Genomic DNA, 24,068 nt, shown 5'->3' on the forward strand with positions numbered 1-24,068 from the left:
TCACACGCCGGCCGGCTGCTGCTCGTGGCCGAGATCGACGACATGGACCCGGGGGTCACCGTCGAGCCGTACCTCGTACGCCGTCGGCGGTCCGCTCTCCGGCCAGCGTGCCCCCACCACCGTGGCCGCCCGCCCACCGAGGCGCAGTGGCGCCCCCGGCGCCCTGAGCCGATGAGCCGCGAGCAGCACCGCGTCGAGGGTCTGCCGGGCGCCCGCCAGCGAGCCCCGCAGACTCACCGTCCGTAGTTCGCGTCCCAGGGTGATCGTCGCCTCGCTGCGCCGGTCACCCGCGTCGAGGGCGGCCTCGATCCTGGTCCACAGTCGCCACTGGTCGCCGTCGAGCACGAGCCGGGCGGCCCGGTCCAGGGCCGCGCAGGTGATGTCGACCGCCGTCTCCTCGCCGAGCTCGGCCACCCACGCCAGCTCCTCGACAGCGGGCAGCAGACCCGGCGACTCGTGCGCCACCGTCGCGTACAGCATCGCCAGCACCGTCTGCCGGTCGCGGCCGTCGTAGAGCCGGCCCGCGGCGGTGTGCAGGCGCGGGAAGCGGGCCGCAAGGTGGGCGGCGCGGCCCAGCGGTGGGGCCGCCGCGTCCCGGGTGTCGCGCACCCGGGCGTGGAAGGGACGTTGTTCGCGGTGGGCGAACATCAGCGAGCGGTGCGGGTCGGCGATCAACCGCGCCGCGACCGAGTAAGGCACTCCCATCTGGGCGGCGAGGGCCCGGATGGCGCGCCTGCGGGCACGGTCGTTGGCCTGGCGACGACGTTCGGTTCCGGTCATGGCGGCCCCTCCCCTTGGGCCATCGTAGGTTCTCCGTTGTACGTTGAGGGGGCAGCCGCGCCTGCACGAGCGTGCGAGCCGCCCACGCGGGCTCGCGTCGACGCCAAGAGGCTCTGACTCAGCGCACACCACCCGTACGCACGTCCACGTGCGCCGATCGGGAGGGGTGCGTGGGGCCCTCGCCGCGAGGACGTGAGTGACGTGTTCGAACGATTCACCGACCAGGCCCGGCGGGTCGTCGTCCTGGCTCAGGACGAGGCCCGGCTCCTCAATCACCGCGACATCGGCACCGAGCACCTGCTGCTCGGCCTGATCAGGGAGGGCGAGGGCGCGGCCGCGCAGGCGCTGACCGCCTTGGACGTGACGCTCGAGGCCGCCCGCGCCGAGGTGGCGCGGGCCGTCGGCGAGGGCCGCGAGGCGCCGGGCATGCACGTCCCGTTCACCCCCGCCGCCAAGAACGTCCTCGAACTCGCCCTGCGCGAGGCGCTCAAGCTGGGCCACAACCACATCGGCCCCGAGCACATCCTGCTCGGGCTCGTCCGGGACGACCGCGGCCTGACGGCTCAGATCCTGGTCACCCTGGGTGCGGACCCTCTGCGCGTACGCGAAAAGGTCCTCGTGCTGCTGTCCGGGCACCCCGCCCTGGCCGCCGCGCCGCCGGCGACCTCCGCCCTGCTCGACCAGTACGGCGAGAACCTCACCCAGCGCGCCCGGGACGGCCGCCTCGACCCGGTCGTCGGCCGCGACCGCGAGATCGACCGGATCACGGTGGTGCTGTCCTGCCGCACCAAGAACAACCCGGTCCTGCTCGGCGCGCCCGGCGTCGGCAAGACCGCCGTCGTCGAGGGCCTGTGCCGGCGCATCGTCGCCGGTGACGTGCCCGAGACGCTGCGCGCCAAGCACGTGTACAGCCTCGACCTGAGTGCCCTGGTGGCCGGCTCGCGCTACCGCGGCGACTTCGAGGAACGCCTCAAGAAGGTGGTCAGGGAGTGCCGCACCCGCGGCGACGTCATCCTGTTCATCGACGAGATCCACACGCTGGTCGGCGCGGGCGCGGCCGAGGGCGCGATCGACGCGGCTTCGATTCTGAAGCCGATGCTCGCGCGCGGCGAACTGCAGACGATCGGCGCCACCACCACGGCGGAGTACCGGACGTACTTCGAGAAGGACGCCGCGCTCGCCCGCCGCTTCCAGCCGATCCCGATCGAGGAGCCGACCTCCGCCGAGGCCGTCGAGATCCTCAAGGGTCTGCGCAACCGGTACGAGGAGCACCACCGCGTCTCGTACACCGACGCCGCCCTCGCGACCGCCGTCGCCCTGGCCGACCGGTACGTCGCCGACCGCTTCCTGCCCGACAAGGCGATCGACCTGATCGACGAGGCCGGCGCGTGGGCGCACGTCCGGCCGCGGGGCGACGGACCGGGCGGCGGGTCGGACATCGGCGGCGAACAGATCGCCGAGGTCCTGGCGCACTGGACGGGCATTCCCGTGCAGCGCCTGACCGATGAGGAGACGTCCCGGCTGCTGCGCATGGAGGACGAACTCCACAAGCGGATCATCGGCCAGACGGAGGCGGTCCGAGCGGTCGCCCGCGCGATCCGGCGTACCCGGGCGGGGCTGAAGGACCCGAAGCGCCCGTGCGGGTCGTTCATCTTCGCCGGCCCGTCGGGGGTCGGTAAGACCGAGCTCTCCAAGGCCCTCGCGGAGTACCTCTTCGGCTCGGAGGACTCGCTGATCCAGCTGGACATGTCCGAGTTCCACGACCGGCACACCGTGTCCCGCCTGGTCGGTGCCCCGCCCGGCTACGTCGGCCACGACGAGGGCGGCCAGCTCACCGAGAAGGTGCGGCGCAAGCCGTACTCGGTGGTCCTGTTCGACGAGATCGAGAAGGCCGACCCGGACGTCTTCAACACGCTGCTCCAGATCCTGGAGGACGGCCGGCTGACCGACGGGCAGGGCCGGACCGTGGACTTCAGGAACACGGTCATCATCCTGACCACCAACCTCGGCACCCGCGACGCCGCCAAGCCGTTGTCGCTCGGCTTCGGGACCGCCGACGGCACGCAGGACCGGATGGCCGCCAAGGTCCACGACGAGCTGAAGCGGCACTTCCGGCCGGAGTTCCTCAACCGCATCGACGACACCATCGTGTTCCCCCGGCTGACCGAGGCCGACGTGCTGGCGATCGTCGACGTGCTGCTGGCCCGCCTCGACCTGCGGCTGCGCGACCGCGGCATGGGCGTCGAGGTCACCGACGCGGCCCGCCGGCACCTCGGGGCGCTGGGCTTCGACCCGTCGCTCGGCGCACGTCCGCTTCGCCGCACCATTCAGCGCGAGGTCGAGGACGTCCTGGCCGAACGCATCCTGCACGGCGACCTCCTCACCGGTCACGTCGTCGTGGTCGACTACGAGGACTCCGCGCTGACGTTCCACGAGCAAGAGGAGGCGAGCCTGCTTACCTGGCCTGCGTGAACGTCGCGGCCGTCAGGCGACGGCGGCGGCGAAGGCGGCGAAGAGATCGCCTGACAAGGGCGTCTCCAGCCTCCAGGTCACCGCCATCGGACGCTCACCCTCGTGCCGCACATACCTGGCGGGCCCGAGGAACCAGAATGCGCGATCGTCGGCGCGCGTACGGGCGAAGAGGAGGATCGATCGGCCCAGGGCCGCATGGTTTCGGTATCGCCGACCGGTAGGGCTGTCAGCGGGGGTGTTGGACTGGCTCTCCCAGTGGATGAGGTCCCGGCTGATCGCGTAGTCGCGGTATCGGGTAGTCGGGGAGAAGTCGCCGCTGGTCTTGTCCAGTGTGAAGGCGAGGAGGTCTGCGCCGGCGCCCTTCGCGTCGTACACCCCTTCGCGCCATTGCGGCGTCTTGGCGCCGGTGCCCTCGCCGACGGCCGCGAGTATCTCGATGCGGGTGTATTGGGCGTGCACCTGCAGCGGGATGCCGGCCAACGGCTGATGCTGCACGTGAGTACGCGCATCGCTCAGCACGTCGTGCAGCTCCTGCAGTTCCGCGATGACCTGCGGATGGGCCCATACGATGTCGATGGCCGTCTGCAGGGAGGTGTCGTTCTTGATCACCTGGTCGGTGAGACTTGCGACGAGCATCCGTGCGAGACGCCTCTCCAGGTCACCCATGGCGTCAACCTGCGGCGGGCGCGCGCCGCGCAGAAGGTTTTCGTACTCGTTCAGGCGCTGCAGATCGTCGGCGTGCAGGGTGCGGGCGATCCCCCGCCGCAACGCGGCCTCGTGCGGACCGGCGGGCGCCACCTGCAGACTCGCCGCCTCCCGCATCGCGGACCAACCCCGATTGCCGGAGTAGATGTCGCCGACCTCGAGGCCCGTCTCGCGCAGGTAGTCGGCCAGGGTGACCTGCCTCTGCCCGCTCGACAGCCGCCGTAGCTCCTCCACCTTGGCCGGCCACCGCGACGGGATGGCTTCGCGGATGTTGCGCAGCACAATGTCGCTCGCCACCCGATCGAGCTCCATGTGGCACCCGGCGGGCAGGTAGGGAAAGCCGTCTTTGACGGTTCGTTCGAGGTCGCGGCGGCTTCCGCCCAACAGCGCCCGGTAGCGCAGGTCGAGGCGGAACTCGCGACGGTGCGCACCCACGAAGTCGAGCACCGTACAGATCGTTTTGCCGCGGGCGGTCCGCAGGCCCCGGCCGAGTTGCTGCAGAAAGAGCGTTGCGCTTTCCGTGGGGCGCAGCATGAGTACGGTATCGACGCTGGGCACATCAACGCCCTCGTTGAACAGGTCGACCGAGAAGACGACACGTACCTTTCCGTCCCTCAGGTCTCGCAGCGCCGATCGGCGTTCGGCTTCGGAGGTCTCGCCCCAGACCGCCACCGCGGCCACACCGAGGTCCTGGAATCGAGCCGCCATGTAGCGGGCATGCGCCACGCTGACACAGAATCCCAGGCACCGGATGGCGGAAATGTCATCGACGTGCCGCTCGAGCTGGCGATAGACGAAGCGTGCCCACGCCTTGTCGCTGGTGTAGACCTGGGTCAACGCGGTCTCGTCGTAGCCGCGACCGCGCCGCCACGGCACGTCGCTGAGGTCGACGCCATCGTGGATGCCGTAGTACGCGAACGGCACGAGCCGGTGCTGTTCGATGGCGTCCCACAGGCGCAATTCGGAGGCGATACGGTCACCGAACCAGTGCAGGATCGGCAGGCCATCGGCCCGTTCGGGGGTAGCCGTGAGCCCGAGCAGTTCCCGCGGCCGGAGTTCCTCCATGAGGAACCGGTATGACGGGGCCGCAGCGTGATGGAACTCGTCCACGATCACGACGTCGAAGTGGTCCGCAGGCAGGTGCTCCGAACGGCCCGCCGCCAGGCTCTGCACCGAGGCGAAGACGTGCTCGAACGCCGTGGGACGCGCGCCGCCGACCCACGTCTCGCCGAACGCGTGGTCGGCCAGCACCTGGCGGAAGGTTCGGCGGCTCTGGTCGAGGATCTCCTCACGATGAGCGACGAAGAGCAGCCGCGCCCGCGGGAGCCGTTCGCGGAGCCGGGCATAGTCCACGGCCGCCATGACGGTCTTACCGGTGCCGGTGGCCGACACGAGCAGATTGCGGTGATGGCCCTGCGTGCGAGACACCTCGACGAGTTCCAAGAGGCGTTCCTGAAACGGTTCGAGTCGCACTTCGAGCGGGCTGATTAGGTCTGTGTCGTCGAGGCCGGCTCGCCGCGAGCGGTCCAGCGCGGCGGAGAAGTCCGCCTGCACGTAGTCGGTGAAGTCACCGCCCTGCCAGTAGCTTTCGAAAACGCCGGCGATCTTGCCGATGACGCTCGGATTGCGGGCGGCGGAGAGACGGACGTTCCATTCCAATCCCGCGACCTGGGCGGAGTGCGTCAGATTGGACGACCCGACGTACGCGGTGCTGAAGGTCGTCTGCCGGTGGAAAACCCAGGCCTTGGCGTGCAGGCGCGTGGTCGACAGGTCATAGGAGACCCGAACCTCGGCGCCGAGCTCGACCAGCGCGTCGAGCGCCTTCGCCTCAGTGGAGCCGGTGTATGTGGTGGTCAGCACGCGCAGGCGTTTGCCGCGCGCACAGTGCTCGCGCAGGGCGGCGAGCAGTGGCAGAAGGCCGCTTCGGCGAATGAACGCCATCACGACGTCGATCGAGTCGGCGGATTCGATCTCCGTCAGAATCTGGCTGCCGACCCTCGGCTCTCCCGGCGCGTTGGTGAGCAGTGTGGTGTCCACCAGGGGAATGAGCGGGCGCTCCGCGGCGCGGATCGATCCGTCAAGCCGCCGTTCACCGATCGCCGCCAGCACCTCTCCCGGCGGCAGCGGTGCTTCTAGCTCGGGCTCGGTGCGCGGCAGGCGGGTACCGAGCGCCTCGAGCAGCCGGCGAGCCACCTCCACACCCGTCTCGATTCGGTCCGCTTCGGGTACCGCCTCAAGAGCTCGTTCGACCTGACGCGCAAGGAGCTGGGCTATCCGGTCGGCGACATCGGCCGAGCGGAGACCGTCACGCTTGACGAGGTCCGAGTCGATACTCCCCAGCCGGCCGTGCAGGGCCTCGGTGACGACAACCTCGTAGAGCCCGGCGGGCAGTTCCTTCGGCACGGCCACAGTCTGCCCCAGGATTCGCATGCATCGACGCACTCCGCCGGCGCCCGGTGTGTCCGTGGGGAATCCGACGTCAGCCGAGGTCCGTGACGGTCAGCCGGTTGTCATCGGTGACGCAGGTCAGCAGGTCGCGCTCGTTGCGGCAGGTCTGTGCCGGCGCGACCGTGCCGCGCAGCACGACCTCGGCCGACGCCGGGTCGAAGCTGCTGACCGACGTCCGGCCGGGTGGCTGCAGGGTGCCCGCGATCAGGTACGTCACGCGGCCCTGCGAGTCCCACACCGGCCTGCCGCGGCCCAGCTCCGCGAGGCGCCGCCCGGTGGTCCCGTCCAGGACGGTGTGCCGGGCACCGTGCTCGTCCTCGGCCAGCAGGCGGCCGCCGGTCAGCGGGTAGACGCCCGAGGTTCCGGAGAGCCGCCACAGCCGCGCGCCGGTCGCCCGGTCGTGGCCGAAGATCGACTCTCCGTCGCTGATGCACACCACCGGCCCGCAGCCGAACGAGCCGCTGGACGGCTGCTCGACGGTCCACAGCTGCCGCAGCGTGTCGATGTCGTAGGCGGTGATCGTGGTCCGGCCCCGCACCGTCTGATCCTGGTAGAACTGCCGGCCCTGCAAGGCGATGGCCGAATGATCTCCGGGCCGCGGCAACGTTCCGGTCGTGATGATGGAACCGTCGGCCGGCTCGATCACCTCGGCCCGGCCCTGTGCGGTGACGGTCAACAGGCGGTCGGCCCGCACGCCGGGTGTCCTGTCGATCGTCCAGGAGACCGCGCCGGTGCGATCCCGCGACCACACCGTGCCGCCGTCGCGCAGGCGCACCATGCGGATCCGGCGCGACCGCTCGCCGGTCTCGTCCCACTCCAGCAGCAGGGCGCGGTCGCTGACGACGGACATGATCTCACCGGGCTGCCGCCAGAGCTGCCGGCCGGTCGCCGCGTCAACGGCCACCGTTTCCCGGCTGAATTCCCGATAGGACGGGGAGCCGTCCGGCTCCACGTCGTTGATCACGGTGAGACCCGCCGGCATCAGCAGCGTGCCGTCCCCGACGCCGGCGAGCCCGGAGGAGTCGCCGGCCGCGGTCGACCAGCGCACCGCGCCGGTCCGGGCGTCGTGTGCGGTGAGCCGCCGGCCGCCGGAATCATCGAGCACGAAGATGCCGTCGCCGGACAGCACGTACGCGTCGGCCTCCAGTGCGAACGGGACGTCCCAGAGCTGCACCGGTCCGCGCGGCTCGGGTCGCGCCGAGCCCGTCACCGTGAGCACGCAACACACCGCGACGACCGCTACCAGCAGGCGGCGCCACTCGCGCCGGCGGAGCGGGCGCGGACGGGAGGCGGCCGGTGGGTCTTCACCTTCGTGATCGACCCGTCCAAGATCGATGACGGTCATGCGGGCAGCTTAGGACGCGGACGCCCGGTGCCCGTGAGCTTCAGTCCCGCCGGGCGGAGTGTGGCCTCCGGCCGGTCATTCGTTGCCACAGCCAGCCCGACGGGACGGACCGCCCGGTCAGGACGTATTCGCTGACGGCGTCGTGGGTCATGGTGTCGAGCAGGTGCCGGCGCGCCGCGGGTCGGCCGGCGAGCAGGAGCTGGTCGCCGAGCGCCAGGGTGGTGTCGCCGTCGGGGCCGAGGATGCTCTCGGAGTCCCGCTGCAGCAGCAGCGGCACGGCGGCGAGGGGCAGGCTCCGGTCCTGCGGGCTCTTCAGCAGGTCGCCGAGCCGGACGTCGCCCGCGCGCAGCCAGGGCCCGAGCGCGGGCGCGTCGGTACCGGTCAGGGCGACCTTCCAGACGCTGCCGAGGCGCCGGCCGCACTGCTGCCGGAGGCGGTCGATGATCTCTGCCGCCCATTCGTCACCGCGCGCCGGCATGCCCTGCAGGAAGCGCCACAGCAGCGGGGTGCTCAGCTGCGCGTAGATCTCCCGCGCCACCAGCTCGGTCGGCACCAGCAACCGGTCGACGTCCATCGCCGCGAACAGCGGCGCGCTGGTCGGCCGGTTCTGCCGCGAGGCGATGAACAGTCCGGGGTTGATCCGGCGGGCGGCGGCGATCAGGGACAGGTTCGTCATGTCGTCGTCGGTGCCGGCGACGAAGCCCACCGCGCGTTCGAGGCCGGCGCGCGCCAGCACGGCCGGCTCTGACGCGTCGCCGACGACGACTGTGGTTTGCGCCGTGGCGTCCGGCTGCAGGTCCATGATCGTCACGTCCAGGCCCTCGGCGCGCAGGTCCTCGGTGAGCTTGCGGCCGAAGCGGCCGTAGCCGCACAGCACCCAGCCGCCCGCCGTCGGCAGCCGGCCCGGGTCGGGCAGGTCGGCGCCCGGACCGCTCTCCAGCCAGGACATCAGCTGGTACGACGCGGGTGCGCGCAGGGCGAGCGCCAGGTGGTCGCCGAAGCGGTCGAACGGGTTGACGACCGCCGGTGAGCCGAAGGCCCGCATCCGGTGCTCGATCGCCGGCGAGACGGTCCGGGCGATGACCGGCAGGTCCGGTCGCACCAGGGCGGCGGTCATCGCGACGACCAGGTTGACCTCGTCGTTGTCGGTGAGCGCCAGCACGCCCTCGCACCGGGGGTGCTCGAGACCGGCGACGGCCAGGGTGTGCGGATTGCCGGCGTCTCCGGCCAGCCCGGGTACGTCGCCGTGGTACGAGTCGACGTTGAGCGCGTCGACGCGTTCCCCGGACGCGTCGAGGACGACGAAGCGCCGGCCGATGGCGTCCAGCGAGTGGCCGAGCAGTTGCCCGGTCTGCCCGTACCCGATGATCAGCAGGAACGGCTCGCGCAGCCGGTTCACGCTGCGGATGAAGCGCTGCAGCCGCAGCGCCTGCCGGAATGCCCGGTCCTGCAGCAGCGTCAGCAGCGACCCGATGGCGTACGCCCACCCGATCACGGTGAGGTAGATGGTGGCCGTCACCCACATCCGCTGTGCGCTGGTGAACGGGTGGGGGATCTCGCCGTACCCGATGGTGGTCGCCGTGTAGCTCATGAAGTAGAACGCGTCGAAGAACCCCATCCGGGCGGGCTGCCCGGCGGCGTCCCGGCCGGGGATGAGGGTCAGGCCGAGCACGCTGACGGCGAAGATCGTGATCAGGACGATCAGCGGTGCCCGCATCCGGCGCATGATCAGGAAGACCGTGGACGAGGTCTCCGCCGACCGGGCGGAGAACCTCCGCCGCCGTGCCGAACCAGCCACGACCTCCCCCATCACCGGCGTTGGAAGGACACGGTCTCTACCACCAGGAGTACGACCGAGACGAGGTTGGCCAGTAGCGCGCCCCCGGACAGCGACACCACGCTGGCCATCGCCGCCGGGTCCAGGCCGCTCGACGCGATCTGGGTCGCATATCCCCAGACCAGCGCGGCGGCGATCAGCTGGAGGTCGGCGACGAGGCTGGTGGCCAGGTGCACCGCGCCGATCTGGGTACGGTCCCCGAACTTCAGCACGGTCGCGATGAGGCTGACCACGATTGCGGCGAACAGCTCGTACACGTTGTGTAACGCCGGGTCGGACATGTCACCGATGAAGAACCCGAAGTTGAGCGTCGCGGCCAGCAGCACGAAGAAGCCGAAGACCACCTTCTCGAGACTCATACGCGACTCCCCGGGTTCAAGACCATTCACGCTAACCCGGTCCGGCGTCAGCCGCTGCGAGACGACCGGACTCTCAGCCGGTCAGCCGTGCGGTCCACAGGTCCTCGACCGGCCATTGCCCCGCCCATCCGGCCGTGGCGATGTCGTAGTACTCGGGGGTCTTCGCCTCGTCACCGGCGTACAGCTCGTGGAGGGCTTCGACGGCGAATCCGCTCTCGCGCAGGATGCGGATCCATTCACCGTGGCTGGGATGGAACTCGAACCCACCGCCGGGCCATTGCACCCGGGATGACCCCTTCTGGGGTCGTAACAGCCGATCGCCCGCGTGTCCCCCGTCCTCGGGCACGCACAGCGTCACCTGGACGCTGTTGGTCAGGAACACCAGCCGCCCACCGGGCCTCAGCAGGCGCGCCGCCTCCGGGATCCAGCGTTCGGGGTCGCACCAGACGCACGCACCGTACTCGCTGACGGCCAGATCGAAGGAGTCGTCCGGCAGGGGTACGTCCTCGGCGTTGGCCTCGATCAGCGGGAACGACAGGCCGAACTCCTCCTGGCAGCGGCGGGCGGTGTCCAGCTGCGCGGGTGTCAGGTCGACGCCGACCGGTCTCGCGCCGAGCCTGGCGAGCCAGGCGGAGACATACGCGGTACCGCAGCCGAGCTCGACGACGTCCAGGCCGGCGACGTCACCGAGCGCGCCTATCCGCCTCTCCAGGTTGTCGAAAAGCCCCCAGGTGAAGTCTTCGGCCGCCCACGCCTCATGCGCACGCGCGTCGGTGAAGTCCGCATTCACGACGGTCCACAGGGCGCGGTTGACGGCGATCTCGTTACTGGAATCAAGCATCGATCGCCAGGGTACCGCCGAGAGGGCTACGGGGCCGTCAGGTCGAACCGGTTGACGGTGACGGAGCCGCCGAGGGCGCTGGTGGCGTAGTTGAAGATGCCGAAGCGGTAGCCCATGAAGAACTGCCAGTCGTTGTGCAGCGTGAACGCCGGCCCCAGCGCCGTGAACGTGCTGCCGTTCGTGCTGTACGAGAATGTGGCCGTACGCCCGGAGCCGGGTTGGATGTTCGCGCTGACCCGCAGCCAGATCGTGCCGCCGGAGACGGTGGCGCCGGCGGCCTCGGCGCCGGTGCCGGTGGTGGTCCACCCGCTGGTCGACATGGTCAGCCCATTGGTCATCGACACCCGGGTGCCGCCGTTGTCCTTGCGGATGCCGATCCACGCCGACTGATCACGCAACATGGCCAGACCGGCGCGGTCACCGTTGGCCATCGTCGAGTAGTTCAGCTGGATCGTGGCCGTGGAGGCGGGGCCCTGGATCCGATGCGTCAGCGTGTTACGGGCGTTGTAGAGGTCATTGGTCACGGTCGCGGTGGACAGCCGCAGGCCGCTGCCGACGCTGAACCTCGTGGTGTCGGGGTTGTGGTTCCACTCCCAGCGCGGCGCCGGCGTGGTGCCGGTGAACGTGTCCGGCCCGACCATCGGCTGGACGGTTCTGGTCGTGCTGATGGCGGGCTTGGGGTAACTGGCGCCCCAGCGTCCGTTGACCGTCTGCAGAACGGGCCAGCCGTCACCGCTCCAGCTGATCGGGGCCAGGGTCGGCATCCGGCCGCCCGGGTACGCGTCGGTGAACGCCATGTACCACCAGTCGCCGTTCTGGGTCTGCACCAGCCCGCCCTGGTGCGGCACGCCGCCGCCGGAGATCGGGCCGGGTAGGTCCAGGAGCACCTGACGCTGCTCGTACGGCCCCCACGGGCTGGTCGAACGCAACACGTACTGGCCGTTCGCCGGCCGGGTCAGCCAGATGTAGTAGTAGCTGCCCCGCTTGTACATCCGGGCGCCCTCGAGCGTGCCGATGCTCGACGGGGTGGTGTAAACGGTCTGCGACCGTACCTCCGAGGTCAGATCCGACGAGAGCTGGGCGACGCTGATCGTGGAGTTGCCGTAGGCGACGTACGGGGTGTCGCCGTCGAACAGCAGGCCGGCGTCGTAGTAGCACTTGTTGATCCGGGCCTTCTTGCTCCAGCCGCCGCCGACCGCCGTCGAGGCGTACACATAGGTGCGATTGAACTCGGTGCAGCCCAGCCAGTAGTACGTGCTGTCGCTCGGCCGGTAGTTGAACGCCGACGCCCAGATGCCCTTGACGTACGCCCGGCCACCGTTGAGGTCGTAGGCGTTCGAGTCGAAGTCCAGCCGCGGCACCGAGTGCCCGGCGAACTCCCAGTTGACCAGGTCGTAGGAGCGAAGGATGGGCGCGCCCGGGGAGTAGTGCATGGTCGAGGCCGAGTAGTAGTACGCGTCCCCGACGCGGATGATGTCCCCGTCCGCGAAGTCCTGCCAGACGACCGGGTTGGTGAAGGTGCCGCTCGCCGGCGGCGTCGTCGGTGTGCCGGAGCCGACCCGGACGAGTTGCCACTGCTGGTTCGCGCCGTTCCAGTCGGCGTACTGGACGATGTTGCCGCCGTCGGCGGTGGAGGCGCCCTGTACCTCCAGGGCCTTGCCGCTGTTGCGGCTGATCAGCTGGACGTAGCCGTCGACGTCCTGGACGCTGAACTGCTGGTTGGCGGCGTTGTTGTCGGTCCACTGCACGATCGCGGCGCCGTCGGCGGTCGACCCGTTGTAGACGTCGAGGACCTTGCCCGAAAGCTTCGATCGGAGCCGGTAGTAGCCGCCGCCGGAGTCGACGAACTGCCACTGCTGCTGGCTACCGTCGTTACGCGACCATTGGGTGATCCGGGCGCCGTCGTTGGTGGCCAGGTTGTACACGTCCAGGGCCTTGCCGCTGTTGCGGTTGACCAGCACGTACCAGGCGCCGGTGTCGATCGTCGCGGCGGCCGCGGCAGGAGCGTTCACGACCGTGACCGCGACACCGGCCAGCAGGGCCAGCACGGCGGCGATCGCCAGATACCCGCGCCGCCGCGGCGTTCCGGGAGATGTGTCGCGTGCGCTCATTGCCACTCCTCCATGTTAACGCTCACATATTTATGAACGGCAATGTTGCCAGAGTTTTTCCATACATTCAAGGGCGTCTGCGACCCTCTACGGGACGTCGAGATAACACTTTTCTATTGCCGGAAAGACGTTATGGATAGCGGCGCGGCGATCGACCCTGCATTGAATTCTCACCCTTGAATGTCCGAGAGCATTCTGGCAACCTTTGCGAATCGCGATGTTAACGTTCACTCTCTCTGACAGGTCGATACCCATGAGACGTCTCAGGACCATGCTCGCCGCGGGACTTCTGCTGCTGTCGGGCACCACGTTCGTCTCCACCGCCTCGCCGGCGCAGGCCCTGGAGAACGGGGTGGGCCGTACGCCGCCGATGGGGTGGAACAGCTGGAACACGTTCTTCTGCAACATCAACGAGACGTTGATCCGGGGCATGGCCGACAGCATCGTCAGCTCCGGCATGCGTGACGCGGGCTACCAGTACGTGGTGGTCGACGACTGCTGGATGGCCTCCACCCGCGACGCAAGCGGCAACCTGCAGGGCGATCCGACCCGCTTCCCCAGCGGCATGAAGGCGCTCGGCGACTACATTCACGGCAAGGGACTGAAGTTCGGGATCTACCAGGCGCCGCTCGACCAGACCTGCGCGCAGTACTTCGACTCCTACCCGGGCGCGACCGGCAGCCAGGGGCACGAGGCACAGGACGCCCGGCAGTTCGCCGCCTGGGGCGTCGACTACCTGAAGTACGACTGGTGCTCGCCCAGCGGCAGCATCAGCGATCAGGTCGCCACGTTCGCGAAGATGCGCGACGCTCTGGCCGCCACCGGCCGGCCGATTCTGTACAGCATCAACTCCAACAGCATCCACGCCAAGACCGGCCCCCAACGCAATTGGGGTGACGTGGCGAACATCTGGCGCACCACCGAGGACATCCAACTGGTCTGGAACACCGATCAGACCAACGGCTACCCGATGGGCGTACAGAACATCATCAACGTCAACGTGCCGCTGGCCGGGTACGCGAAACCGGGCGGCTTCAACGACCCGGACATGATGGAGGTCGGCCGGGGCACGTTGACCGACACCGAGCAGCGTTCCCACTTCGCCATGTGGGCGATCATGGCCGCGCCGCTGATCGCCGGCAACGACATCCGCGGCATGAGCACCGCCACCCAGTCGATCCTGAAGAACGGCCGGCTCATCGCCGTCAACCAGGACAGCCTCGGCCGGCAGGGTGTCCAGGTCGCGGGCGACGCCAACCAGCGGGTACTCGCCAAGCGCCTGGCCAACGGCGATGTCGCGGTGGCCCTGTTCAACCAGAGCGGCGCCACCCGGACGATCTCCACCACGGCCGCGGCGATCGGGAAGACCGGAGCGTCCTCGTACTCCCTGGTCGACGCCGGGACCGGCGCCACGACGACCACCAGCGGCACGATCAGCGCGAGCGTGCCCGCGCACGGCACGGTCGTGTACCGGGTGAGCGGCGGCACCACCGGCGAGCCGCAGCCACCGGCATCGACCACCCTGGTCAGCACCGCGTCCGGCCGGTGCCTGGACGTGCCGAACAGCAATACCGCCAACGGCACCCAGCCGGTCATCTGGGACTGCAACGGCGCCACCAACCAGAGGTGGACCGTGTCCGGTCAGGCCCTGCAGGCGCTGGGCAAGTGCCTCGACGCGCCGATCGGCGCCACCGCCGGGACGAAGGTACAGCTCTGGGACTGCAACGGCGGGACCAACCAGCAATGGACCTTCGAGAGCAACGGCACCATCCGCGGCAACCAGTCCGGCCTCTGCCTGGACGTCTACAACAACCAGACCGCCAACGGCACACAGACCCTGCTGTGGACCTGCACCGGCGCCGCCAACCAGCAGTGGACCCGACGCTGACCCCTGGAGCACATCATGACCGAACGGCGCGTCATCACCTGGATCACTGCCCTGCTCTGCGCGTTCGCGCTGATTCCGGTCCTCGCCGGGACCGCCCGGGCGGACAACCCGATCGTGCAGACCATCTACACCGCGGACCCGGCACCCCTGGTGCACAACGGCCGGGTGTACCTCTACACCGGCCACGACGAGGACGCCTCGACGTGGTTCACCATGAGGGAATGGCGGGTCTACTCGTCCGCGGACATGGTGAACTGGACCGACCACGGCTCCCCGATGAGCCTGGCCACCTTCGCCTGGGCGAGCAAGGACGCGTGGGCCGGTCAGGTCGCCTACCGCAACGGCAAGTTCTACTGGTACGTGCCCGTCACCAACCGGAGCACCGGAAGGATGGCCATCGGGGTCGGCGTGTCGAACAGCCCCACCGGTCCGTTCACCGACGCCCTCGGCAGGCCGCTGGTGGAGAACGGCGAGATCGACCCCAGCGTCATGATCGACGACGACGGGCAGGCGTACCTGTACTGGGGAAACCCGAACCTGTGGTACGTGCGGCTGAACACCGACATGATCTCGTACTCCGGCGGTCCGACCCAGATCCCGCTGACCACCGCGGGATTCGGCACTCGCCCCGGTAACGTCGCCAACCGGCCCACCCTGTACGAAGAGGGGCCCTGGGTCTACAAGCGCAACGGGCTGTACTACAACGTGTTCGCCGCGCAGTGCTGCTCGGAGTTCATCGCCTACTCCACCTCGCCCGGGCCGACCGGACCGTGGACCTACCGCGGAACCGTCATGCCCACCCAGGGCGGCAGCTTCACCAACCACCCCGGCGTCGTCGACTTCAACGGCGGTTCGTACTTCTTCTACCACAACGGCGCGTTGCCCGGCGGCGGCGGCTTCACGCGCTCGGTCGCCGTTGAACGCTTCACCTACGGCTCCGGCGGCACCATTCCGACGATGAACATGACGACGGCCGGCCCGGCGCAGATCGCCACCGTGAATCCGTTCCAGCGGCAGGAGGCCGAGACCATCGCCTGGTCGTCCGGGGTCGAGACCGAACCGGCGTCCGAGGGCGCGATGAACGTCGCCAACGTCGAGAACGGCGACTACATCAAGGTCAAGGGCGTCGCCTTCGGCACAGGCGCCACCTCGTTCACCGCAAGGGTCGCGTCGGCGACGAGCGGCGGGCGCATCGAACTGCGCCTGGGCAGCCCCACCGGCACGCTGGCGGGCACCTGCACCGTCCCCGGCACCGGCGGCTGGCAGGCCTGGACCTCCGTCACCTGCGGGGTGACCGGCTTGACCGGCACACAGGATCTGTACCTCAGGTTCGCCGGCGGCAGCGGTTACCTCTTCAACGTCAACTGGTGGCAGTTCACCGGCACCGACACCGGCGGGAACCTGCTCACCAACCCCGGGATCGAGGACGGCCTCACCGGCTGGCAGGTGAACGGCAGCGGCACGCTCTCGGCCGCCACCGGCGTCGTGCGCGGCGGCACGCGGTCTCTGGCCATCAGCGGCCGCACATCAGCGTGGAACGGCCCCGGCCAGGACGTGACGTCCCGGATGACCAACGGCAGGTCCTACGCCACCGGCGTGTGGGTGCGCTCGCAGAGCGGCACGCCCGCCGCGAAGGCGACCATGGCGCTGACGGCCAACGGCACCACCAGCTACCTCCAGCTCACCCCGGCCGCGACGGTGAACGCGACCGGCTGGACGCAGCTGTCCGGCACCGCGACGGTGTCCTGGAGCGGGACGCTGACGAGGGCGGTCCTCTACGTCGAAACCACTGCGGGAACCGACAACCTGTACCTGGACGACGCCTCACTCCGGTAGCCACCGCCCGTGCGGACGTCGCTCAGTCCGTGACGGTGACGGTGACCGCCCACGGGACCTGCGGCGACGGACAGGGCGTCGGCTGGTGGTTGCACGCGATGTCGGTCAGCGTGGACACCTCGACCGTGCCCGCCGCCGCGGCGAGGTAGCGGGCCACGAGCGGCTGGCCGGTCGGGTAGCCGCCGGCACTGTCGCGCGCCACGAGTACGCCGACGGTGGAGAGCGCCGGCGGCAGGTAGTTGCTCGCCAGGCTGACCACGAGGGCGTCGCCGACGCGCAGGCGTACCGTGCTGCGGTTGTCGGCCGCGGAGACGGTGACCGTCTGCCCGGCCGGGCCGCTCGGTGGCGCGGAGCTCGTCGGCGTCGTGGCGCCGTTGTCGCAGCTCAGTGCGGGAGCCGGGCCGACGCCGGACAGCTGCGTCCCGAACGTGGCCGACGTGCCCGGCGCCAGGATGCCGTTGTGCGAGGCGTTGATCGCAGTCGCCGTGTCACCCGAGGTGCTCACCGCGGCGTTCCATGCCGAGACGATCCGCCGGCCGGCGCCCAACGCCCAGGACACGGCCCACTTCGTGGTGGTGGCCGCGGACGTGTTGGTGACCGTGACGGCGAGGATCTGACCCCCGTTCGGCCCGCTGCCCCACTGCGCCTCGACCCGCGCGATCGCGCCGCATCCGCCCGCCGGCGACGCCACCGGGCCGCCGTCGGCGGCGGCCGGTGACATCGCCAGGGCGGCGGCCGCGGCCGTGCCGCCGATCGCCGCGCACAGGCCCAGGACCGATGGTCTGGACAACGCCATGACGTCGCACCTTTCCCGTCGACGATTTCAGCAAACATAAGACTTCAATGGATGAACGTCAATGAAACACCCCCGGACGACTCTGCCGACCGACGCGATATAACGCTTTTCATCACCCGATCTTTTCGCCGTCCATCCGCATTGAGATCGGCGAAATACTCTGGCAGCATCGTCGACTATCAATGGGTGTTGCCGCGGTCATCCCTATGTCGCCGGGGGGAGCGCCGTGACTGCGCCCGTGGAGGGTCGAATGAGAAGAAGATCGAGGATCAGCGCCGGACTGGCGGCCGTCGTCGTTCCGCTCGCCGCCGCCATCATGGCGCTCGGCGGGACACCGGCCGATGCGGCGCCCGGCGGCTCCGGTCCTTATCCGGCCGACTACGAAACCTCGACCGGCCTGCCCAACCACACCATCTACCGGCCACAGACCCTGCCGTCCGAGCGGCTACCCGTCTTCGTGTGGGGCAACGGCGGCTGCGCGGCCAGCGGCACCGCACAGGTCAACTTCCTTCGCGAGATCTCCTCGCACGGCTTCCTCGCCATCGCCAACGGAAACCCGAACGGATCCGGCTCCACGACGTCCCAGATGCTCACCCAGTCCATCGACTGGGCCGTCGCGGAGAATTCCCGGCAGGGCGGCAAGTACTACGGAAGGCTCGACACCGGCAAGATCGCCGTCGCGGGCTTCTCCTGCGGAGGCCTGGAGGCCTACGCCGTCTCCAACGATCCGCGCGTCAGCACGACCGGCATCTTCAGCAGCGGGTTGCTGAACGACGCCGATGACTACCAGCTCAGGAGACTGACCAAGCCGATCGCGTACTTCATCGGCGGGCCTGGCGACATCGCCTACCCGAACGCGATGGACGACTGGGGCAAGCTCCCGGCCGGGCTGCCCGCCTTCATGGGCAACCTGAACGTCGGCCACGGCGGCACCTACGACCAGGCCAACGGCGGCGAGTTCGGCCGCGTGGCGGTGCTCTACCTCAAGTGGCGCCTGAAGGGCGACATCACCGCCGGCGCCAACTTCGTCGGCGCCGACTGCGGCCTGTGCCGAAGTCAGTGGACCGTCCAGCAGAAGAACCTGACCCTCGACGGCGACACTCCACCTACTACTCCCCCGGTCACGCCGTCCAGCCCGCCGCCCGGCGATGGAAGCCCCACGTGCACCGCGGCCTACTCGGTGCAGAGTCAGTGGAACGGCGGATTCGTCGCCAATGTCAACGTCACCGCGGGAGCCACCGCACTCGACGGTTGGCGTGTCACCGTCGCCCAGCCGAGCGGAACGTCGATCAGCTCCGCCTGGAACGCCGTCCCGAGCGGCAGCAGCGGCGCCGTCACCCTCACCAACCAGAGCTACAACGGGCGGCTGGCCCCCGGCCAAGCCACCAGTTTCGGTTTCCAGGGCATCGGAACCGGCAGCGGTGTCACCGCCGGCTGCGCCGGAAGCTGAGGCCGGCCGGCACGTCGCGGTAGCTCATGCCAACCAGCCTGATTCGGCTCCCCCATACCCCGGGCCGGTCCATTGCGACCGGCCCGGGGGCTGAAGCTTGTCGCGCCGATGGCCGATCGCACGCTGATAGCGCGCGACGTCGAATCGTTCTACTGGGGACGTTGAGAGGGTCGGCAGCACATGAGCGGCCGCACCCTGAGCGTGATCGAACGAGCTGACGATTCGCGGGCGAGCGCGGCCCTTTGGTCAGACCGCTGGCGGTCACTGAGAAAAATCATGTCAAACGTAGCATTATCCGATATATGGGCGAGGAGCTGCTGTACCTGAGTGACCGGACGCAGGTCACCCGCCGCACCCCGCCCGACGGTCCCGGCGTGATCCGCAAACACGCCACCGGGGCCGGCGCGATCCGCCGCATCGAGCACGAACGTGCCGTACTGGAGAAGCTCGCCGGCCTGCCCGGCGTCCCCCGCCTCGCCGCGGACCAGGCCCGCCGGACCCTGGTCCTGCAGGACGACGGCGGCGCACCGCCGCCGGCCGGGCCGATGCCCCTGCCCGACCTGGTCCGCATCGCACACGCCCTGGCCACGACGGTCGCCGCGGTCCACCGCGCCGGCGTCCTGCACCGCGACATCACCCCGGCCAACGTCGTGCTGCGCCCGGACGCTCCCCCGCTGCTCATCGACTTCGACCTAGCGCTCACCGGCGCCTCGGAAGCCGACGAGGGCCCGACCGGCGACCCGGAGGCGGACGAGGGCCCGGTCGGCACTCTCGGGTTCCTGGCACCCGAGCAGACCGGCCGCATCGGCCTGAGCACCGACCGCCGCGCCGACCTCTACGGCCTCGGCGCCACCCTCTACACCCTCGCCACCGGCGCTCCCCCGGTCACCGGCCACGACCCGCTCGATCTGGTACGCGACACCCTGGTCGGCACCCCGTGCGCCTCGGGGCTGCCATCTCGGCTGGGCGACATCATCATGCGGCTGCTGGAGAAGGACCCGGACCGGCGCTATCAGAGCGCCGAGGGCCTGGCCCACGATCTCGCCCGCTGGACGGCCGACCCCGACGGCGACTGGACGCCGGGCGACCGGGACTTCCCGCTGTTCCTGCCGGCACCGCCCATTCTGGTCGGCCGGGACCCGCAGGTCGGCGCCCTGGCCGCGGCCCTGGACCGGGCGCTGCGTGGTGACGGCCGGGCCGTGCTGGTCAGCGGCCCGGCCGGGATCGGCAAGAGCACGCTGATACAGACGCTGCGACCGCTGATCGCCGCTCGCGGCGGCTGGTTTCTCGCCGGCAAGTACGAGCAGTTCCGCACCGGTGTCGACGCCGGCGGCACGGGCCAGGTGATCAGAAAACTGGCCGGGCTGCTACTCGCGCTACCGGAGGCGGAGCTGTCGGGCCACCGGGAGCGGCTGGTCGCCGCGCTCAGTCCGCTCGGCAAGATGATGTCCGGCGCGGTGCCCGAGCTGGACATACTTCTCGGCGGGCGGGTGGCGGCCGAACCGCTGGACCTGGTCACCCCGCCGACCTGGGCCGGCGGAACCACGGTCACGCTGCTGCGCACCGTGGCGGCGTACCGTCCGCTGGTCATGGTGGTCGACGACCTGCAGTGGGCGACCGGCAGATCGCTGCGGGTGCTGGACGAGCTGGTGACCGCCGGGCCGGTACCCGGGCTGCTGGTCGTCTGCGCCTACCGGGACGAGGAGACGGTGGCCGGCCTCGCCGCGCGCTGGGAGCGCGACGGACTCGCCGAGCCGCGGCTGCGGCTGGCCGGGCTGGACCGGGCCGGGCTGGCCGAGCTGACCGGGGCGGTGCTGCGGCTCGATCCCTCGGCCGCGAGGTCGCTCGCCGACCTGATCGGCACGGCAACCTCCGGGAATCCGTACGCCACCGTGGAACTGATCAACGGGCTTCGCGCGGAGGGCCTGCTGACGCCGGCGGAGGGCGGTTGGGACTGGGACCCCGAACCGGTACGGAATTTCGTCACCCGCCACCGCCTGCCGCAGCTGCTCGCCGCCCGCCTGGCGCAGCAGGCGGCGACGACCCGGCGCCTACTGGTGGCGCTGACCTGTCTCGGCAGCAGCGTCCGCGCGGAACTGCTCGCCACCGCCACCGCGATCCCGCCCGCCGCCCTCCCGGCACACCTCGCTCCGGCCGTCGCCGATGGACTGATCACCGCGGACGACACCGTCAAGTTCTGCCACGACCTGGTACTGCAGGCGGCCCGGGATCTGCTCCCGGCCGCCGAGATGGATCGATCGCGGCTGGCGATGGCCCGTCGCCTGGCCGCGCACGGCGGGTACGAGCAGCAGGCCGCCGAGCAGTACCTCGCGGCGACCGGCCTCATCGGCGACGACGGCGAGCGCCGGACCGCGTCGGCGCTGCTGCACCAGGCCGGTCGCCGCGCCGCACTGATGACCAACTATCCGGCCGCCGACGAACTGCTGGCCGCCGCCGACCGGGTCCTCACCGCCGGCGACGCCACGGACCGGGACGCGATCGCGGTGGACCGGCACACGGCGCTCTTCTGCCTGGGCCGGCACGCCGAGGCCGACCGGATCTACCGTGATCTCGCCGCTCGCTCCCCGGACCCGCTCGTCCTGGTCACGGCCACCGCCGTGCAGATCAACAGCCTGACCCAGCGCGACGAGTGCCGGGCGGCGATCGCGCTCGGGCTCGACGCGCTGCGGCGGTTCGGCATCGCCCCGCCGGCGGACCTGGCCGCGGACAACCAGCGCGCCGTGCTCGAGCTCCGGGACTGGGTGGCCGACCGTGGGACGGCCTACCCGACGCGGGAGTGCGGCGATCCGCGGATCGTCGCGGTGGCCCGGATCCTGCAGCGGATGCTCGTGCCCACCTTCGTGGCCGACCCGGACCTGCACGCCTGGCTGGTGTTACGGGCACACGTGCTGTGGCAACAGAACGGGGTGTGCCCGCCGCTGACCGGAACCCTGGGCGGGGCCATCCGTGTGACGAGTTGGCTGCTCGACGACCACCGCACCGGATACCTGCTGACCGCGCACGCGCTTCGGGCCGCCCGCGAGCACGGTTACCACGCGGCGGCGGCGGTGGCCGCCTACCAGCACCTGATGCTGGCCGCACCCTGGTTCGAGCCGCTGGAGGAGGTCGTCGAGGGCTGCTGGCAGGCCCGCGACGAGCTGCTCGCGGTCGGCGACGTGCAGATCGCCGGATGGCACTCGGCGCGACTGCTGGTCATGCTGCTGGAGACCGAGGACTCGCTGCAGACCTGCGCCGAGGAGACCGCGGCGGTGCTGGCCTTCGCGGAACGGACCGGCAACTGGTACGCCCGGCTGATCGCACTCGGACACCGGCAGCTGTTCCGGGTGCTGCTCGGGCAACCCGCCGAGGGCTTCGACGAGGCGGCCTACCTGGACGAGATCGGCGACAATTCGGCCCTGCTGGCCGACCATCACCTGGACCGGGCGCTGGCGGCGCTGCTCAGCGACGACACCGCGGCCCTGGCGGAGCACTCGGCCGCCGCGATGGCGCGCGCCAAGGCGATCCGCGGGTTCTACTCCAGCGCGCTCGCCCGGGTCACCCGCTGTCTCAGCGACCCCTCCCCCGCCTCGGCGGACGCCCGGGACTGGCTGGCCCGCCGGGCCGCCGACGCGCCCCGCAACTTCCGGCCGCTGCTGCTGCTCGTGGACGCCGAGATGGCCCGGGCCGGCGGTGACGCCGCCGCCGCGATCCGGCTGTTCGACGAGGGCCTTCGCGAGGTGACCGGTCGCCCGTGGCATCACGCCCTGCTCGCCGAGCGGGCCGCCCGCCTGCACCTGGAGCAGGGTCTGACGCACGCCGGGCGCCGGCTGCTGGTCGAGGCGCGCGACGCGTACCGGGCGTGGGGTGCCGGCGGCCCGGTCGCACGCCTCGAGTCTGAGCACCCGTTCCTGCGGAACACGGCCGGCAGCGGCCCGGGCGGCGGCGCCGACCAGCTGGACCTGATGGCGATTCTGCGCGCGTCGCGGGCGCTCAGCTCGAAGACCACCCTCGCCGGACTGACCACGCAGGTGATCGACGAGTTGTGCGCGATGACCGGGGCAACCGACGTGCAGCTGTCGCTGCGGGGCCGCACCGTCTCCGGCTTCTCCACCACCGACCTGCCGGCGTCCGCCGTCCGTTACGTCCAGCGCACCCACCACCCGCTGCTGGTCGCCGACGCGACCCGGGACGACCGGTTCTCGCAGGATCCGTACCTGGCCGGTCTCGAGGCCTGCAGCCTGCTGGTCATCCCGGTGCCCTGCCAGAGCGCCGAGGACGCCGTCCTGGTCCTGGCCAACCAGCGGCAGCCCGGCGTCTTCTCCACCGGCCGCCTGGAGACCGTCGAGCTGATCGCCGGTCAGCTGGCCGTCTCCCTGGACAACGCCCTGCACTACGACTCCCTGGAGGGCGAGGTCCGGGCCCGCACGGCGGAGATCGCCGACCGCAACCGCGAGCTGGAGGCCGCCAACCAGCTCAAGGCCGACCTGATCGGCATGCTCGGCCACGAGATCAACAATCCACTCGGCACCATCCTCGGCAGCCTCGACCTGGCCCTGACCGGCGATCCCCTGCCGTCGCCGGCCGACCAGCTGGTCGCCAAGGCGCACGGCGCCACCCGGCGGCTGGCCGGCATCGTCGAGGAGGTGCTCGCGCTGGTCAGCATCGACGCCGGCCGGCTCACCGCGACCCCGCGCCCGGTCCGGGTGGCCGATCACATCGAGGCCGCGCTCGGCGCCACCGCCACCACCGCGGTCACCGTCTCCTGCCCGCCCGACCTCGTCGCCGCCGTCCAGCCCGGCCACCTCGACCAGATCCTCACCAACCTGATCAGCAACGCGGACAAGTACGGCGGCGGGGTCCAGGCGATCGACGCGCACGGCTCCGCCGGCGGCGCCGTGACCATCGACGTCGCCGATCGGGGCCCGGGCGTCCCGCCGGAGTTCCGCGACCGGCTGTTCGGCCGTTTCGCCCGCGCCGAGAGCACCGCCAGGAAGGTCACCGGCACCGGGCTGGGCCTGTACATCGTCCGCGAACTGGCCCGCGCCAACGGCGGCGACGTGCGCTACCGCCCCTCGCCCGTGCGCGGATCGACCTTCGTCGTCTCACTTCCGCCGGCGACCGGAGTCCTCGACCAGCCGCCCGGCCGAACAGGCGTACGATGGAGACATCCCGGAATCGACGACATCCATCCTTGAGGTGC

Annotated in this window: 13 protein-coding genes; 5 read left to right on the forward strand and 8 right to left on the reverse strand. The window is 70.4% G+C overall.

Going from position 1 to position 24,068, the window contains the following annotated elements; translation table 11 throughout:
* Complete coding sequence (locus ACIBSW_RS11680) at positions 1-780, reverse strand: hypothetical protein (RefSeq protein WP_354717898.1); 780 nt, start codon at positions 778-780, stop codon at positions 1-3.
* Between the two features lie 201 nt (positions 781-981).
* Between ACIBSW_RS11680 and ACIBSW_RS11685 the strand changes: the two genes are divergently transcribed.
* Complete coding sequence (locus ACIBSW_RS11685; RefSeq protein WP_354717896.1) at positions 982-3,252, forward strand: ATP-dependent Clp protease ATP-binding subunit; 2,271 nt, start codon at positions 982-984, stop codon at positions 3,250-3,252.
* Positions 3,253-3,264: 12 nt separating this feature from the next.
* Here the strand turns inward: ACIBSW_RS11685 and ACIBSW_RS11690 are convergent, their stop codons facing one another.
* The 6 genes from ACIBSW_RS11690 to ACIBSW_RS11715 all read right to left on the reverse strand — a co-directional run bounded on the left by ACIBSW_RS11690 (position 3,265) and on the right by ACIBSW_RS11715 (position 12,898).
* Entirely contained in the window at positions 3,265-6,360 is a 3,096-nt protein-coding gene (locus ACIBSW_RS11690; protein ID WP_354717894.1) for a DUF3427 domain-containing protein, read from the reverse strand.
* Between the two features lie 76 nt (positions 6,361-6,436).
* On the reverse strand, positions 6,437-7,750 hold the full coding sequence (locus ACIBSW_RS11695) for a PQQ-binding-like beta-propeller repeat protein (protein WP_354717892.1): 1,314 nt from the start codon (positions 7,748-7,750) through the stop codon (positions 6,437-6,439).
* Positions 7,751-7,790: 40 nt separating this feature from the next.
* Positions 7,791-9,548 (reverse strand): NAD-binding protein, encoded by a 1,758-nt coding sequence (locus ACIBSW_RS11700; protein WP_354717890.1) that lies wholly within the window; start codon positions 9,546-9,548, stop codon positions 7,791-7,793.
* Between the two features lie 11 nt (positions 9,549-9,559).
* On the reverse strand, positions 9,560-9,946 hold the full coding sequence (locus ACIBSW_RS11705) for a DUF6394 family protein (RefSeq protein WP_354717888.1): 387 nt from the start codon (positions 9,944-9,946) through the stop codon (positions 9,560-9,562).
* A 73-nt stretch (positions 9,947-10,019) separates the two neighbouring features.
* Positions 10,020-10,787: a class I SAM-dependent methyltransferase gene (locus ACIBSW_RS11710; RefSeq protein ID WP_354717886.1), complete on the reverse strand. Its 768-nt coding sequence runs from the start codon at positions 10,785-10,787 to the stop codon at positions 10,020-10,022.
* Between the two features lie 26 nt (positions 10,788-10,813).
* On the reverse strand, positions 10,814-12,898 hold the full coding sequence (locus ACIBSW_RS11715) for an RICIN domain-containing protein (protein ID WP_354717884.1): 2,085 nt from the start codon (positions 12,896-12,898) through the stop codon (positions 10,814-10,816).
* A gap of 253 nt (positions 12,899-13,151) precedes the next feature.
* Between ACIBSW_RS11715 and ACIBSW_RS11720 the strand changes: the two genes are divergently transcribed.
* On the forward strand, positions 13,152-14,786 hold the full coding sequence (locus tag ACIBSW_RS11720) for a glycoside hydrolase family 27 protein (protein ID WP_404799303.1): 1,635 nt from the start codon (positions 13,152-13,154) through the stop codon (positions 14,784-14,786).
* A gap of 15 nt (positions 14,787-14,801) precedes the next feature.
* Positions 14,802-16,622: a family 43 glycosylhydrolase gene (locus tag ACIBSW_RS11725; protein ID WP_354717882.1), complete on the forward strand. Its 1,821-nt coding sequence runs from the start codon at positions 14,802-14,804 to the stop codon at positions 16,620-16,622.
* 22 nt (positions 16,623-16,644) lie between these two features.
* Here ACIBSW_RS11725 and ACIBSW_RS11730 read toward each other — a convergent pair whose 3' ends face one another.
* On the reverse strand, positions 16,645-17,418 hold the full coding sequence (locus tag ACIBSW_RS11730; RefSeq protein ID WP_354717880.1) for a cellulose binding domain-containing protein: 774 nt from the start codon (positions 17,416-17,418) through the stop codon (positions 16,645-16,647).
* A gap of 250 nt (positions 17,419-17,668) precedes the next feature.
* Here ACIBSW_RS11730 and ACIBSW_RS11735 point away from each other — a divergent pair, with 250 nt between their 5' ends.
* Complete coding sequence (locus ACIBSW_RS11735) at positions 17,669-18,868, forward strand: cellulose binding domain-containing protein (RefSeq protein WP_354717878.1); 1,200 nt, start codon at positions 17,669-17,671, stop codon at positions 18,866-18,868.
* 302 nt (positions 18,869-19,170) lie between these two features.
* The gene (locus ACIBSW_RS11740; protein ID WP_354717876.1) at positions 19,171-24,063 is read left to right on the forward strand and encodes an AAA family ATPase; all 4,893 of its coding nucleotides are present in this window, start codon (positions 19,171-19,173) and stop codon (positions 24,061-24,063) included.
* Positions 24,064-24,068 lie beyond the last annotated feature (5 nt).

It is taken from the genome of Actinoplanes sp. NPDC049668 (assembly GCF_044465445.1).
In the GTDB taxonomy this organism is placed as follows: Bacteria; Actinomycetota; Actinomycetes; order Mycobacteriales; family Micromonosporaceae; genus Actinoplanes.

Coding starts and splice junctions, on each gene's coding strand:
- ACIBSW_RS11680 (WP_354717898.1), bottom strand. CDS start 780: ATGACCGGAACCGAACGTCGTCGCCAGGCCAACGACCGTGCCCGCAGG.
- ACIBSW_RS11695 (WP_354717892.1), bottom strand. CDS start 7,750: ATGACCGTCATCGATCTTGGACGGGTCGATCACGAAGGTGAAGACCCA.
- ACIBSW_RS11710 (WP_354717886.1), bottom strand. CDS start 10,787: ATGCTTGATTCCAGTAACGAGATCGCCGTCAACCGCGCCCTGTGGACC.
- ACIBSW_RS11725 (WP_354717882.1), top strand. CDS start 14,802: ATGACCGAACGGCGCGTCATCACCTGGATCACTGCCCTGCTCTGCGCG.
- ACIBSW_RS11740 (WP_354717876.1), top strand. CDS start 19,171: ATGGGCGAGGAGCTGCTGTACCTGAGTGACCGGACGCAGGTCACCCGC.
- ACIBSW_RS11720 (WP_404799303.1), top strand. CDS start 13,152: ATGAGACGTCTCAGGACCATGCTCGCCGCGGGACTTCTGCTGCTGTCG.
- ACIBSW_RS11730 (WP_354717880.1), bottom strand. CDS start 17,418: ATGGCGTTGTCCAGACCATCGGTCCTGGGCCTGTGCGCGGCGATCGGC.
- ACIBSW_RS11735 (WP_354717878.1), top strand. CDS start 17,669: ATGAGAAGAAGATCGAGGATCAGCGCCGGACTGGCGGCCGTCGTCGTT.
- ACIBSW_RS11715 (WP_354717884.1), bottom strand. CDS start 12,898: ATGAGCGCACGCGACACATCTCCCGGAACGCCGCGGCGGCGCGGGTAT.
- ACIBSW_RS11705 (WP_354717888.1), bottom strand. CDS start 9,946: ATGAGTCTCGAGAAGGTGGTCTTCGGCTTCTTCGTGCTGCTGGCCGCG.